At 70.7% G+C, this 13755-nt stretch carries 14 protein-coding genes; 7 read left to right on the forward strand and 7 right to left on the reverse strand.

Annotated features, from left to right (window positions below; genetic code table 11):
* Positions 1–497: 497 nt before the first annotated feature.
* Entirely contained in the window at positions 498–2006 is a 1509-nt protein-coding gene (locus OHA81_RS01635) for a DUF4246 domain-containing protein (protein ID WP_329191977.1), read from the reverse strand.
* A gap of 392 nt (positions 2007–2398) precedes the next feature.
* Here OHA81_RS01635 and OHA81_RS01640 point away from each other — a divergent pair, with 392 nt between their 5' ends.
* From OHA81_RS01640 to OHA81_RS01660, 5 genes are all read left to right on the forward strand, one after another.
* Positions 2399–2740 (forward strand): HopJ type III effector protein, encoded by a 342-nt coding sequence (locus tag OHA81_RS01640; RefSeq protein ID WP_329191980.1) that lies wholly within the window; start codon positions 2399–2401, stop codon positions 2738–2740.
* A 546-nt stretch (positions 2741–3286) separates the two neighbouring features.
* Positions 3287–5044: an immunity 49 family protein gene (locus OHA81_RS01645; RefSeq protein WP_329191982.1), complete on the forward strand. Its 1758-nt coding sequence runs from the start codon at positions 3287–3289 to the stop codon at positions 5042–5044.
* 157 nt (positions 5045–5201) lie between these two features.
* Positions 5202–5543, forward strand: coding sequence for a CU044_2847 family protein (locus OHA81_RS01650; RefSeq protein ID WP_329191984.1), 342 nt, complete (start codon positions 5202–5204; stop codon positions 5541–5543).
* A 518-nt stretch (positions 5544–6061) separates the two neighbouring features.
* Positions 6062–6724 (forward strand): lysophospholipid acyltransferase family protein, encoded by a 663-nt coding sequence (locus OHA81_RS01655; protein WP_329191986.1) that lies wholly within the window; start codon positions 6062–6064, stop codon positions 6722–6724.
* A gap of 299 nt (positions 6725–7023) precedes the next feature.
* The gene (locus OHA81_RS01660; protein WP_329191988.1) at positions 7024–7302 is read left to right on the forward strand and encodes a hypothetical protein; all 279 of its coding nucleotides are present in this window, start codon (positions 7024–7026) and stop codon (positions 7300–7302) included.
* A 15-nt stretch (positions 7303–7317) separates the two neighbouring features.
* On the opposite strand, the gene OHA81_RS01665 is transcribed toward OHA81_RS01660, so the two are convergent.
* A protein-coding gene (locus OHA81_RS01665; protein WP_329192145.1) for an IS5 family transposase occupies positions 7318–8177 on the reverse strand; the annotation gives its coding sequence in 2 pieces (ribosomal slippage) (positions 7318–7817 and positions 7817–8177; 861 coding nt in all).
* A gap of 516 nt (positions 8178–8693) precedes the next feature.
* Between OHA81_RS01665 and OHA81_RS01670 the strand changes: the two genes are divergently transcribed.
* Positions 8694–10169, forward strand: a complete 1476-nt coding sequence (locus OHA81_RS01670; protein WP_329191992.1) for an MFS transporter — start codon at positions 8694–8696, stop codon at positions 10167–10169.
* A gap of 95 nt (positions 10170–10264) precedes the next feature.
* On the opposite strand, the gene OHA81_RS01675 is transcribed toward OHA81_RS01670, so the two are convergent.
* From OHA81_RS01675 to OHA81_RS01690, 4 genes are all read right to left on the reverse strand, one after another.
* Entirely contained in the window at positions 10265–10591 is a 327-nt protein-coding gene (locus OHA81_RS01675) for a hypothetical protein (protein WP_329191994.1), read from the reverse strand.
* Positions 10592–10712: 121 nt separating this feature from the next.
* Positions 10713–11006: a hypothetical protein gene (locus OHA81_RS01680; protein WP_329191996.1), complete on the reverse strand. Its 294-nt coding sequence runs from the start codon at positions 11004–11006 to the stop codon at positions 10713–10715.
* Between the two features lie 98 nt (positions 11007–11104).
* On the reverse strand, positions 11105–11623 hold the full coding sequence (locus tag OHA81_RS01685) for a hypothetical protein (RefSeq protein ID WP_329191998.1): 519 nt from the start codon (positions 11621–11623) through the stop codon (positions 11105–11107).
* Between the two features lie 114 nt (positions 11624–11737).
* Positions 11738–12226 (reverse strand): hypothetical protein, encoded by a 489-nt coding sequence (locus OHA81_RS01690; RefSeq protein ID WP_329192001.1) that lies wholly within the window; start codon positions 12224–12226, stop codon positions 11738–11740.
* A 322-nt stretch (positions 12227–12548) separates the two neighbouring features.
* On the opposite strand from OHA81_RS01690, the gene OHA81_RS01695 reads away from it, so the two are divergent.
* A complete protein-coding gene (locus OHA81_RS01695; protein WP_329192003.1) occupies positions 12549–13205 on the forward strand; it encodes a maleylpyruvate isomerase N-terminal domain-containing protein in 657 nt (218 codons plus the stop codon).
* Between the two features lie 48 nt (positions 13206–13253).
* Here the strand turns inward: OHA81_RS01695 and OHA81_RS01700 are convergent, their stop codons facing one another.
* Entirely contained in the window at positions 13254–13754 is a 501-nt protein-coding gene (locus OHA81_RS01700; protein WP_329192005.1) for a universal stress protein, read from the reverse strand.
* Position 13755 lies beyond the last annotated feature (1 nt).

Consider the following 13755-nt stretch of genomic DNA (forward strand, 5'->3'; position numbering starts at 1 on the left):
AAGCCGACCCGGTCGCCACACCCCATGGCCGCTCCCAAGCGGCTCCGTCAAGGTGCGTTGCGGACCGTCGCTGGTCAGCCGCAGTGCGTGCTGTACGGCTGTCTGGTCGCCCCCCCCTTGGACAGTGGCGGCCGCCGCCGGTCAGCCGGCCTGTGCACAGGTCTCAGACCAACATCGCCGGTGACGTGGCCTTCCAGCTCCCGCTGGGCTTGGCCCACCCGTTGATGGCGCTCAGCACCGACGAGTACGCAATACGCGTGAGGGACGTGCGGACTGCGTGCTGGACTGGTCGGGGACGCCCCGATCCGGTGTGCCGGCTCGTCCTTCGAGAAGGACCCGCTGCACACCCCCGCGATGAGCCCGGCGTACGACATCCTGATCCTCCTCAACCGGGTCCACGCGGCCACCAGCCTCTGAGGCGCCGGGCCGACGTTTGGTTCCGGCTTTCGCGGCGGTGCCCGGTACGGGGCCCCCGATCAGGGCCCCGTACCGGCGGTTCAGTGCTCGCAGAGGGAGAATTCCCGTTCGTAGAGCTGCTCGTTGTGTTCGTCGACGAAGAACTTCCTTTCCTGCATGAGTTCTTCGCGGTACGCCTTGGCCTGTTCGAGCGTCATGGTCGAGGTGTCGGACCAGGGTTGCTGCGGCGGCACGTCGGAGGTCGAGACGATCTGTTCCGCCGGGTCGACCAGGAAGAACGCGAGGATCTTCCGGTGCCCCGGGCGGGCGGGGTCCGCGAGGCGGAACCCGTCCACGCGGTGCTGCAGGACGTTGGGGAACGCCAGGCAGCGGCCCGCCGGGGTCGCTACCGAGCCCAGCACCTGGTTCAGCGCGGCTTCGTCCTCCAGGCCGTAGACCTCGCGCACCCCGGTGTCGTCGTTCTGTTCGTAGTGCGGGTCGTCGAGTGCGGCCCGGAACCCCAGCCGGCTCTCGGTGATGTTCTCGCTGTCCCAGTAGTAGATGCCGGTCGAGACGATCCGCTCGTTCAGCATGCCCTCGACGTGCCAGGAACCGCCGGGGTACTCGGGCTCGTCCGGGGTGAGGTGGACGGTGGCCAGCTTGACGATGACCTGGAGCCGGCGGCCGCGGAGGTCGACCCGGGCGGACGCGTCGGGCAGTGCGGGCGGGGTGAAGTCCGGGGCGTCCGGGACGATCGGGCGGCGGTCCTCGAACCAGGCCTCATAGGCCTCTTCCCATGCGGCGCGGGCGTCCGTGTAGGCCGCCTTGTCACTGAAGGACGAATGGACCGGATACTCCGGCTCCGAGTCGTACCAGCCGTAGGGATCGGCCTCGATCCGCGGGGGCCGGGGGTGCCGCAGATCGGTGAGCACGTTCTCGAACAGCGGGCGCAGGCGCGCGAACACGTCGGGAAGGACGGTGGCCAGTGCGTGATGCGTCTCGGGGTGGACGTTGTTGACGTACGAGCGGAAGGTGACGGCGCCGTCGTCACTGACGTCGACGTCGGTGGGCAGCCACTGGAACCTCTCCGAGAACTCGTACTTCGCATAGTGCTTCGTCGGGTTCTGCCAGGCTCGCTCGGGGCCTCCGCTCACGTCCCTCACCAGGCAGAACAGTGAGGGATGCACGAGGTCCAGCACCTTGCCGGCGGATCCGGGATGCCAGTCCCGCTCCGCTTCGGGGACCTCTTCCAGGACCCGGACCGCCTCGCGCAGCCGGGTCCTGAGCTGCTCGTCGACGAGGGAGTCCGACTGCCAGACCCCGTCCACCGCGGACACCTCGATGCCGGTCCGCCCGTCCCGGAGCGCGGCGTAGTACCCCAACTCGGCGAGCACGTACCGCACTTGCGCTTCGGTCAGGCCCTGCGCCACCGCCTCCCGCGTCCACCTGGCGGCGATTTCGGCGTCGTTCATCTTGTCGAACCACGCGGGCTTCGCGCGCAGCTGCGCGCTGCACTGCATCATCTGCAGTTCCCGCAGCGTCCGGGGCGTCGCGAACGCCGGGGAGCTGGAGCTTTGGAAGGGCAGCGGGAAGGCGGACAGGCCGGTCACTTCGGGTGGTCCTCACGGTCGGTTTGCGGTGCCGGGAAGAATAGCCCGGCCCACTGACACCACCGCCGCGGACCCCGGCCGCGGTCGCCTCGTAGGCCACGATGGTGCGCCGCAGCCTGTTGTTCTCGTCCTCACCGATCGGTGTGGTCCCGTTGCCGTAGTGCGCGGCCGGCAGCCGCCTGCCGGGCGGCACTGACCTCAGGGAGCGATCGCCCGGACCGAACCGGCCCACGGCGGGGAGGGTCGCGCGGTCACACACCGTTGGCTTTGATCGCGGAGGTACCGGCCCGTTCCGATATCTGACACGACTTCTACCGGCCGGCCTCCCGGCGGGTAGTGTCGTCCGGTCACGGACGGCAACCGGATCGTCCGTTCAACCCGAGGAAAGCGACATGACTGATCTCGACTCGCTGCGTGCAAGCCTCTCGTCAGGCGAGCACGAGTTCGCCGATACCTTGGCCTTCATCGCCGCGCACTACGAGTACCAGCCGCAAGCGTTCCGCAACGGGGAACTGGAAAATGCCGCGGGCGAGAACGAGGGTTCCTGCAAGACGCTGGGACTGGCCCTGCTGGAAGGGCTGAGCGACCAAGAGGCGCTGCTGGCGTTCGGTGAGCACTACCGCAGTGTGCTGGCGACGCCGAACGGCACCGATCACGGCAACATCCGCAACCTCATGGCCCACGGCCTGGCAGGGGTGAGCTTCGCCGGACAACCGTTGGCCCGCAAGAGCTGAGCAGCGAGGTCCGGGCGGTCATGTAGGGGCACGTCCTCCACCCCGTCCTCACCGCTGCTTGCCGCAGCGTGGCCCCGGCTCTGTGTGAGGGCCTCTGTATGAGGGCCTCTGCCGGGATCGCCGCCGCTCTGATCCGCTCCCGCCGTCCGGACCGGGCGACCGGTTCACACGGCACCGAGCAAGCCCGGATCAACCCCGTCGAACTGGTGGCATGAGTCCCGGGCGAGACCGAGCACCTCCGCCATGGGAACGGCGCGCCGGCTGACCGCAGAGATGTCCTGGCGCGCCTCGGCGGACCACAGGGGCGGGAACGAGGACAGGCCCTGATCGCCGTTCAGTGCCCTTGGAGCGATATCGTCGGGGAACCGCTTGGCCCGAGCCAGCCCCGGCACCCCGTGCGCCGCTCCCCGCGCGGGGCTGCCGAAGACCCGCAACCACCCGCCATCCGGCCGAGGACATTGGGCCGGGAGGCGCGCCCAGGCCCCCCGACTGCCTGTCAGACCCGACATCTAGGCTGTTCACAACATTTGATCAGGGAGCAAGGCTGTGCAGATAGAGCGTCATCACGTCGGCCAGGCCGCGGTGTCGGCTGCCCGGGAGGACTTCACGAACCGGATCGGCGGCCAAGTGCGGTCCATGTCGCGGGCGGGCCGGATGACCACCTGTGAATGGCAGTCCATCGCCGAGGAGTTCCTCGACTACTTGGGCGCCCTCTCCGTCGAGACGCCCGACCTCAACACCCCGGAGGCCAAGGCCGCCCTCAAGGACGCCTGCGAGGCCGCGGCCGGCGCCGTCGCCTACGCCGCCTACCACCCACACTGCAGCTTCCAGGTCTTCCTGGATTACGTGAACTTCGGCATGAGCTATGACCCGGGTGAGGATGCCCCCGCGGAGAGCGTCACGCCGGGAGAGTGGACCGACGCGCTGTGTCTGGTACTGCTGCGCGACAAGGTGCAGTGGCACGGCGAGGCCTTCCACTTCGCCCGGGACAAGTTCGCCGCACACGCCGAGGGCACGCCCTCCGGCGAGCTCGCCACCGCACTGATGGCCGTGGTCCTGGACGACACCGGCGACGACGAGGAGTACCCGCCGAGCACGCGGGCCAAGCTCGCCGCCGTCGACGCCGCCCTGGACCGCATCCGTTCCCGCGCTGAGGAAACCGGCGAGCCGCTCCTGGACCGGCCGGACAGCGCGGCCCTCCACGCGTTGCGCGCCCTGGTCCTCGAGGACCGGCAGGCTTTCGATGCCGCACTCGCCGATCTTCTGGCCCGGCACGCCGCCCTGCAGGGGCCCGCGGCCTCGCCGAGTACTCTGCTCCCGCTCGTCCCCCTCGCCCTCACCGCGCTCGCGTACCGGACCCTGGGATGGGCGCCGGCCGTCCACACCGGTTACCTCCCGCACGCGCTGATCACCGGCTTCGAGGCCCGGGGGCCCCGGGTGGGAGGGTTCGGCCTGGATCGGCGGCCGGACGCAGTCGCCGCGCTTGCCGCGGGCCCGCTGGTGGTGGAACGGCCGGCCTGCGAGCGGGATGGGATCCCGCAGGTCGAGGCCATGTACGAGGAACATCTCCGGAAGGCATTTACCGCCGTCGACGGAAAGCCCCTTGCTGTCTGGCGTCTGGGCAGCACCCTGGGCGATCAGGCACGCCTGTTCAAGTGGCGGGCGGGGAACCCCGGCGAGGTGACGGATGCCCAGTTCGCAACTCTTCGGCTGGCCTCTCAGATGGGGGCGGCGCTGTTCCGCATCGCGCTGGCGGAGCCGGGCACCGAGGTCGAGGTGACCGTTGCCGGGCGCACACTGCGCTACCCGGCCGAGCGCGGCGAAGCGATCGGGGCCGGGAACTGGCAGACGGCCGTCGCCTTCGCCCTGATCGCCGGCGTACGCGAGGACCTCGCCCCGCTGGTCCTCACCGGTCCCACCTTCGTCCGCCCGGACGGCTCCGCCTTCGCCGCGTACCGCGAGGCCCTCCACGCCTACCTGAAGGGCGCCGAGCCCGAAGAGGCCGCGCAGCGGGCACTACAGGAGGCAGAGAAGGCGAAGGACTGGGGCTTCGCGATGCCGCCGGCCGTGCTGCTGTCACAGCTCGTGGAGGGCGACGAGGAAAGCTTCAACCTCGCCCTGGCCGACGCCCTCGAAGCCCACCGCGCCTACTACCAGGTCGCCGACCGCGCCGACGACCCGGACGCTTCCGTCAACCTGGACGTCCTCGCCCTGGCCTGCCACGCCCGCCGCCGCGGCTGGGCCATCCGCGTGGACTCCCCCTACCTGCCGCAAGATCTCCTGCAGGCGGCCGAACCCTTCTAGGAAACCAAGCGGTTGTCTGCAGCGCTCGCGATGACACTTACGGCGGCCGGATACCCGGGGGCGTGCCGGTCGTCGTCATGCGTGCGGCTCACCCAGGGTGCGGCGACGGTCTGCTGCGACGACGATCACATCGAGGGGAGGCGGACGAGGAGGAGCTGTGACCCATCTGGCTCGGATTTCCCTGGCGGACGGCGGCTCCCTGCTGGTCGAGGCTCCGGCGAGCTTGGAAGGGCCGGTGAAGGCGGGTCGCTTCGGCGACGCGATCCACGAGCTCCCCGCCAGCCTGGAAGCGGCGCTGGGCTCGGTGACGGACGCGGCGAGCGCCATGCTCGACCAACTGCGCAAGGCAAGCCCTGACGGGATCACCGTGGAGTTCGGCGTCGACCTCTCGTTCGCGGCCGGGGCGGTGATCACGAAGAGCAGCGCCAGTGGCCACCTGCGCGTGTCCATGGCCTGGGAGAAGCAGAGCCGCCCCCCGTCGGTCCGACAAGAGGATTGATCGCGTGGGCGCCTCCGTCCCGCTCCCGCACGGCGAGGGCAGCGACCAGGAGTCCCCACCGCAGGACTGATCCGGGCCGTGGCCCAGGTCCTCGGGGCGGACGGCCAAGCGGCCGGTGCCGGCTTCCTGGTCGCCGAAGACGTCCTCATGACCGGCGCACGACCTGGCCACCGGCTTCAGCGGCGCGCCGGTAGCCGACGAGGTGACCGGCCTGGTCATCGGCATGCACAATCGCCCGCCGAGGTCGAGACCGTGCTCCAGCAGCCGCTGGCGGTGTCAGCGGTGAGGGCGCCGGACCCCGCGGGCACCGCTCCCCCACACGCCTCCGTTGCGGTTGCCTCTGGCGGAGCCGGCGTCGGCGCCGGCGCCGGCAGGGTCGGTGAGAACGCGAACCCGTGGTGCGGGCGGCCCAGGAGTGAGCATCGGTTAGGGGGAAGATGAGTACGGTGACTCAGGCGGTGCCGATGCTCCACCTCGCACGATGAAGACCGACATCGTCGAGACCTGGAGACCGCATCATGCTCAGCCGCATCGCCCACGTCCTGGTGCCCGTCTTCGGCCGTCTGTCGGTGACCACCGACCCGGGCGCCGATCTGGCGCCGGGCAGCATCATCGCCGCCAACCACACCTCGCTCGCCGACCCCGCCATCGTGATCGCCGCCCTGCACCGCCTCGGCGTCGAACCGGTCATCATGGCCACCGCCGGCCTCTGGCACGTTCCCCTCCTCGGCCGGTCCCTCGACCGCGAGGGCCACGTCCCCATACACCGCGGTGAGCGACGGGCCTCGGCCTCGCTCGACCTGGCCGCCCGGGCCCTGGAGCAGGGCAGGCACCTCCTCATCTACGCGGAGGGCGGCCTGCCCCGTCGCAAGGACGCCGCGGAAGCGGCCCCGGGCGACTTCCGCACCGGCCTGGTCCGCCTCGCCGAGCGCACTGGCGCCCCTGTCGTGCCCGTCGGCCAGGCCGGCGCCCGCCGCGTCACCTCAGGCAGCACGGTCAAACAGATTGCGGGCCTGGCGACAGCGCCGCTGCGCCGACCCGGGCTGCACGTCCACGTCGGCGCCCCGATCGCTCTGACCGGCGACCGCACCGTGCGTACGGCGCTGGCCCGCACCGCCGTGACCGACGCGTGGCGGACGGCGGCCTCGCAGCTCGCCGAACCCGCCGCACTCGCCGCATGACCCCGCTCGGCGAGGTTCCGCCCGGAGTCCGCCTACGGTGCCTTGCCCGAGCCCGCCGCACCCTCTCCCCCGCCAACACCGCGGTTCCGGCCCGCCTGCCGGCCCGGCGGTCTCGGCGGCGCTCGGACCGCCCGCGCACGCGCCGGGGAGCGCAACACCGCATCGCTCGCGCGGGGTTGTCACGCACGGGCGGTACGCGGATAGTGAAGGACCCGGGGCCTTGTCGCAGCCGCGAGCGACTCGTGGCCCAGAGTGAAACCTGCGGTCAGGAGCCACGGATGAAGCGCGTCGGATCCTTATTGACCTCGCTGGCCCTGGGCGCCGGCCTGCTGGTTGCCGGGGCGGGCCCCGCGGCAGCTGACGCGTACGACTGCCGCACCTGGTACAAATCCTCCACGACCGCTGCCGGTACGTGCGTCAGCGGTACCGGCGAGTTCCGCGTGTACACCAGGTGCGACCGGCCCTGGGCGCAGGACTACACCGTGTACGACCCCACGTGGCGTCGGGTCGGCGCCACCAGCACCGCCATCTGCTACAGCGGTGGCAAGCCGTACGGAGCGGGCATCCAGGTCCGCTAGGTTCTGTCTCTTTGGTCAGCGTCGGGTCCAGATGAGGATGCCGGCGAGGTGGAGTGCGGCCTGGTAGGCGATGGCGAGTTTGTCGGTTCGTGTGGCCAGGCCGCGCCACTGCTTGAGCCGGTTGATGCACCGCTCGACGGTGTTCCGCTGCTTGTAGACCTCACGGTCGAAGCCCGGTGGGCGGCCGCCTTGTCGGCCCCGCCGCAGGCGGTGGCCGATCTGGTCGGAAGGTTGCGGGATCACCGCCCGGATTCCCCGGCGCCGGAGGTGACTGCGGATGGCGCGGGAGGAGTACGCCCGGTCGGCCAGCACAGCGAGAGGCCGGGTTCGTGGCCTTCCAGGGCCGGTGCGGGGCACGCGGATGCGGGACATCACGGTCTTGAAGGCGGGTGCGTCACCAGCCTGACCTGCGGTGATGGTGAAAGCCAGAGGCCGTGCCCCACCGTCCGCGGCCAGGTGGACCTTCGTGCTCAGCCCGCCACGGGAGCGTCCGAGAGCGTGATCGGCGGGCTCACCGGAGCGAGCCGCCCCCTTTTACGTGCCCCGGCGGCGTGCTGGTGGGCGCGGACGACCGTGGAGTCCACCGACACCGTCCAGTCGATGTCGTCGTCGGCGTCCGCCGCCGCCAGGACGGCGACGAGGATCATCTCCCAAGTGCCGTCGACGGCCCACCTGATCAGCCGTTTGTGGGCTGTCTGGAACGGGCCGAGCTCGCCGGGGAGATCCCGCCAGGGCGAGTTGGTGCGGTACTTCCACGCGATGGCCTCGAGTGTTCGGCGGTGGTCGGCCCACCGCCGGCCACGGACTGGATCGGCCGGCATCAGCGGCTCGATCCGGTCCCACATCGCATCAGTGATCACTAATCGGACAGACATATCCGATCAACTGACTTACCGTCCAAAGAGACACGCGCTAGCCCACTCACTCCGGCCGGGTTCATGCGGGCCCGGCTCGCCCGGTTCTCGGGGGCGGTCAGTTCGGGCGGGAGCCGGAAGGCGTTCTGCGCCGTTGCCAGCCAGCCGACGCACACCACCGAGCGGACGGTCGGGCCGAGCGGGGCAGCTCGTGGCGGTCACCGGGTCATCGCGGGTGGACCGAAAAGCGTTTCCCCTCCCTTGGGGCGGTCACCTACGCTGGCAGGAATCCTTACCGCCCCCTGTGGGCGTGCATGTCCTTCGAGGTGATGACGTATATCCCAGGCCCAGTAGCCGTTCTTCCCGGGCTCTGCCCGCGGACCCCCGCCTGTGCAGACAGGCGGTTCGTGCTGTCCGCTGTGAAGACGGTGTTCCCGATGGCCTGGGCTCCGTGACATTCTCCTGTGCGCAGTAGGCGTACACGGGCCTTGGCCTGCCCGTTCTCTCCCTACTGCGCTGAACAGGAACCCCTTCTCCGTGTCACGTGACACCCGTAACGCTTCCCCCCGCTCGGGCGCCGCCTCCGCCGGACCGCCTTCGCGGCGCGGCAGCCGGATCAAGCTGGCCGTGTTGCTGGCCGGCGAACTGATGGCGGTGCTGGACGCGTCAGTGGTCGACACTGCCCTGCCCACCATCCAAGCGGACATCGGTGCCTCGGCAGCCGGCCTCCAGTGGATCCATGCCGCCTACGCGCTCGTCCTCGGTGTCGGGCTGATCACCGGTGGCCGCCTCGGTGATCTCTACGGCCGCAAACGGACGTTTCTGCTGGGCGTCTTGGCCTTCACCGCGGCCTCCCTCCTGTGCGCCCTGGCCACCGGTCCGGCCTCTCTGATCGCGTCACGCGCCGTGCAGGGCGCCGGCGCGGCGGTGATGATCCCCCAGGTCCTGGCGTCGTTGCACGTCACTTTTTCCGGCAGCGCACGCGCCAGGGCGTTCGGCTTGTACGGGACCGTCATCTCCGTCGGCAGCGTCCTGGGGCCCGTTCTGGGCGGCGTCCTCACCCAGGCCGACGTCTTCGGCTCGAGCTGGCGCTCCATCTTCCTGATCAACGTCCCGCTCGGCATCGCCACGTTCCTGCTCGGCCGCAGGTACGTCGACGAGTCCCGCGACCGGCGGGGCCGGCACCCGGACCCGCTGCGCACGGCGCTCTCCGCGCTCGGCTTGTTGCTGGTCGCCTATCCCCTCAGCACGGGAGGTGCCCACGGTTGGCCGTGGTGGGCGTTCACGGCCATGGCCACGGGTGCAGCCGTGCTGGTGGGCCTGGTCGTCCGGCAGCGGGCCGAGAGCCGTGAGGGCGGCTCTCCGCTGGTGGTGCCGGCCCTCTTCTCGGGTCGGCCGTTCTCCGGAGGGATCGCCGCCCAGTTTGTCTTCGGCGTGTTGTCCGGCCTGTTCTTCATGTGCTGGACACTCTTCATGCAACAGGGCCTGGGCATGAGCCCGTCGCGGGCGGCGATCGGCTTCCTCCTTCTCTCCCTCGCCGAGATCGCAGGGGCCTGGCTGGCCATGGCCGTCATCGCCCGTCGGCAGCGTCACGTCCCCCAGTGTGGCGCGCTGATCGCCGCACTGGCGCTGGTCGCCTTCCGCCTGCTGGCCACCACTTACGGCACCGGCCTGTCGATGACCGCCATGGCCCTGCCCGTCCTGGCACTGGGTCTCGGTCTGGGCATGATCGGCGCTCCCCTCACCGACCTGACCATGGGCTCTGTGGAGGACGCGGACGCCGGATCGGCCTCCGGGCTGTTCAACACCGCCATCCACCTCGGCATCGCCCTCGGAGTCGTCTGCACCGGCGTGGTCTTCTTCTCCCACGACCAGAGCGCGACCGCCCGCGGCACCGACGTCGTCGACGCCTTCAGCTCCACACTCCCGTACGTGATCGGCGGCTTCCCGGCCATGTGGGCCCTGATGTTGCTCCTTCCCCGCCCTGTCTCCGCTCGCGCCCAGCGGGGCTGAACCTCCGGCCTCCGACCCCGGAGCGGCCGGCGGGCGCTTTCACCGTCGCCCGGCACCGCCCGGCACGGGGGACGCCGCCCGGCACGGGGGCGCCGTCAGCCGCCGCCCGGCCCTTCGGAACGGTTCCGGGAGCGGTACTGCTCCCGGAACCGTTCCGCGACCCGCCGTAGGTTCGCCGTGACCGGGCTCTCCTCATCCGCTGTCCTGCGCGGCTCCAGGTCACGCCTGTCCCGCTGGTAGCGCTGCCCTCCGGAAACAGCCGTTTCCCGCCACCGTTCCACCGACCACCACAGCCTGGTGTAGGGCGCGGCGCCGTGCACGGAGACCCCCAAGGTCCGCCACTGCTCGGGCGTGTAGCTCTTGACCCGCGCGGCTCTCTCCAGTTCGCGCAGCAGGCCGAGGCCCCCACTGGCCCATGCCACTGCTTACAGGACGGGGGCCATCGCGTCGGGAAGGGGCCGCCGCGATCGCCGACTCACATCTGCCCCCGGCCCTTTGGGCCCGCCGCATCGCGGAAAACCCGGCGCGGACCCGCACACCGGTTCAGGCGTTCACCTGGCGCGGGGTGACGGCACGCCGGGGCGCGGCGTGATGGGCCGGCTTGTGCCCCGGGGTGGCTTGCAGGCGCCTCAACCACAGTGAGGCCGTGCCGAGCAGACCGGTGAAAACTGCCAGGAGGAGCACGCAGGCCCACATCTGCCGGCTCCAGGGATGGGTCCATCCCGTCCAGGCTGCGGCAACCGCCCACAGCAGGAACCCGGCGGTGTAGACGGTCCGGACCCGGCGCAGCTGCCGTACGGCCCGCAGGGACATCAAGTGTTCGGTCTTCGGTGCCATGTCCGGCCGTGTGCCCCGATAAGCCCGGCGGCATCCCCACCACGGGACCGTCGCAGAAAGGCTTTCGCTGAGGGTCCTCCCGCTCATTGCTCTTCGACTCAGGCGGTACGGAGTTCCTCGCCCGGCAGCGGGAGGCCGGGGGGCACGTAGCCGTCGCCGTCCTTGGGGTCTCCGGCGTGCAGGCCCGGGAGCAGTTGGTCGGGCAGGAGGACGACACGGGCCGTGTCGGACAGGCTGCGGGGCAGGTCGGCCGGGCCGATCCAGGAGTCGCCGTCCTCGATCCGGGGCTCTGCCTGTCGCGCGCCTACGACGTCGCACAGCAACACGATGTCCGCTGCGTCCACTGCGCACACTCCGACTTCCACGTTGACCTCGGGCAAGTCGCTCGTGGCGGTCTTGCGGTACCCGAAGTGCACCGCGTTTCCCCGCTCCGGGACCTGTGGATGCGGCCTGACCTGCCAGTCCGTGATCCTGATGGTGAGGGGGTACATGCGGTCCCCGCGTACCACGGTGACCTCCCCGGCTGCCGTACCGGGCTTGCGCTCCTGGGGATCCCTGCCCATGGTGGAGCAGCCGGTGAGGGACGTCGCTGCGCACGCGGCGATTGCGATCCGCACCGCCCCATCGACGTGGCGTCGGGTCTGCCGTTGCACTCTGGATTCTCCTTCGGCGCGCTGTCACGCAGGGAGTTCAGGCAGCTCGGTCGCTGCACGATCCGGCGGAGCCGGGTTCTAGACGGCTTGGTTTCCGGCAGCCTCCGCCTGTTGGAACGCCTCCTCGCAGGCGGGTGTGTCGTTCGTGGCCAGGAGCGTGAGACGTTCGCGCGCCCCGGGCCTCCTGTCGTGCACGACCATGAGCTGCCACGTGCCTTTGGTCCACGACACCGAGCTGGTGAAGGTGCTCTGACGGCGTGCGGTGAGCTGCCACTGCTGGTGGGTGAGACCGTCGGCGAGCGCGGTCAACCGGGCGTCGCTCCCCGCCTCGTAGGATTCCCAGGGGACCAGGCACCCGGGTAGGGCGAACGCTCGTGGTGGGGCGGCCGGCCCGAGCCCGGCAGTGGCGGTCGCGGCGTCCAAGTCCGCCGTGACCTGCTCGCTCGTGGGCCCCGGTCCGGAGTAGAGGGGCGGCTCCGTCGAGGCCGGCTCCGCCACCCATCCGGACGGTCGGGGGTCGGGAGCCAGCAGTGAACCGCCCACGATGAATCCCAGTCCGGCGACCACGACGGCGGCCGCCTTCAGCCTCTTTAGCCTCTTTCTGTTCGCGGCACCGTTCTCGGCCTCGGCACCGGCACCGCCCTCGGCACCGCGCCCGTTCTCCGCCGCAGCATCGGATTGCGGTGCAACGGCCGCAGCATCCGGCTGTGGTGCAATCGTGTTCCCGGTCCCGCTCATCTAAGCCCCTGCCCCGTTACGATGCCGCCCGTCCCCGTCGGGGTCGGCGCCCGTGGCAGGAGTCTCACATGCCGTGCCGTGCCGAGCACATGCGGGGGACCATCCACAAGCCCGCTTGTCCGTCGTTCCGAGTCCGGCCTACCGTGCCGTAATGGAGCTCTTCTCACGTTCTTGGACGGCGTTGCGCACAGCGGTGGCCGCATTGCCGGACGAGGACTTCGAGCGGCGGTCCGGCTGCGCCGGCTGGCTCGTGCGGGACCTGGTCTGCCACCTGGTCATCGACGCCCAGGACGTCCTGATCACCCTGGTCACGCCCGCCGAAACCGTACCGACCGCGGACGCGGTCACCTACTGGGACCTGCTCGACGGACCACCGACCGGCGAGGACCCCCTCGATGCGCTGGTCCCCCGCCTGGCCGCCGCATACGGCGAGCCGCGGTGGCTCAAGTTCCACCTCGACGACGTGGGTTCCGCCGCGGGCCGGGCTGCCCAACTCGCCGATCCCGCCCTTCGCGTCAGCACCCAGGACAAGGTGCTGACCGTCGGCGACTACCTGTCCGCGTACGTGCTCGAATGGACCTTGCACCACCTCGATCTGATCGCGCATCTGCCGTCGGCGGCCGAACCACCGGGTGAGACCCTCACCGCGGCCCGCGTGTTGCTGGAAGAGATCGCCGGGAACCCGTTCCCCGCCTCGTTCACCGACAAGGACGCCCTGCTGATCGGCACCGGCCGTCATGCGCCGTCCGACGCCGAGAAAGCCGCTCTGGGTGATCTCTGCGCACGGCTCCCGCTCATCCTCGGCTGACGGCGCCGTCGGAAGGTGCGGATCGGAACCGAGGACGGCGTTATGCCGCTATCGGTGATGCGGTGGGTGGGGCGGTGGAGGCGCGAGGGTGGCGATGCCGGGTGCCGTTTCCGGCCACACCAGCAGGACGGGACATGGGGCGTGGTCGACGATGAAGCGGCTGGCCGGCCCCAGGCTGCGTGGCCCGAGGTGACTGCGGTCACCGTCGCGGACCAGGACCAGCAGATCGGCGCCCTCGGCGGCGGCGACGACCTCCCGTTCAGGGCGGCCGGTGCGCTCGGTGCGGGTGCACGGGCGGCCCAGACGTTGCGCCGCTTGGGCGAGGAGCCGGTCGGCGGAGGCTGCCGCCAGCTTCTCCACCTGTGTGCCGGGGTCGCGTTCGAGGTGGCCACGGCCCAATAGGCCCGCAAAGGCACCGTGCGCAGCGCCCGGAACATCGGCCGGGGTGACGTGGAGCAGCACGACGTCCGCGTCCCCGGGTGCGTGGGTGCGGGCGGCATCGATGCCGGCGGGCCAGGTGCCCTCGGTGATCCAGATGATGACGTTCATG

The sequence above is a fragment of the Streptomyces sp. NBC_00667 genome, from assembly GCF_036226825.1.
In the GTDB taxonomy this organism is placed as follows: domain Bacteria; phylum Actinomycetota; class Actinomycetes; order Streptomycetales; family Streptomycetaceae; genus Streptomyces.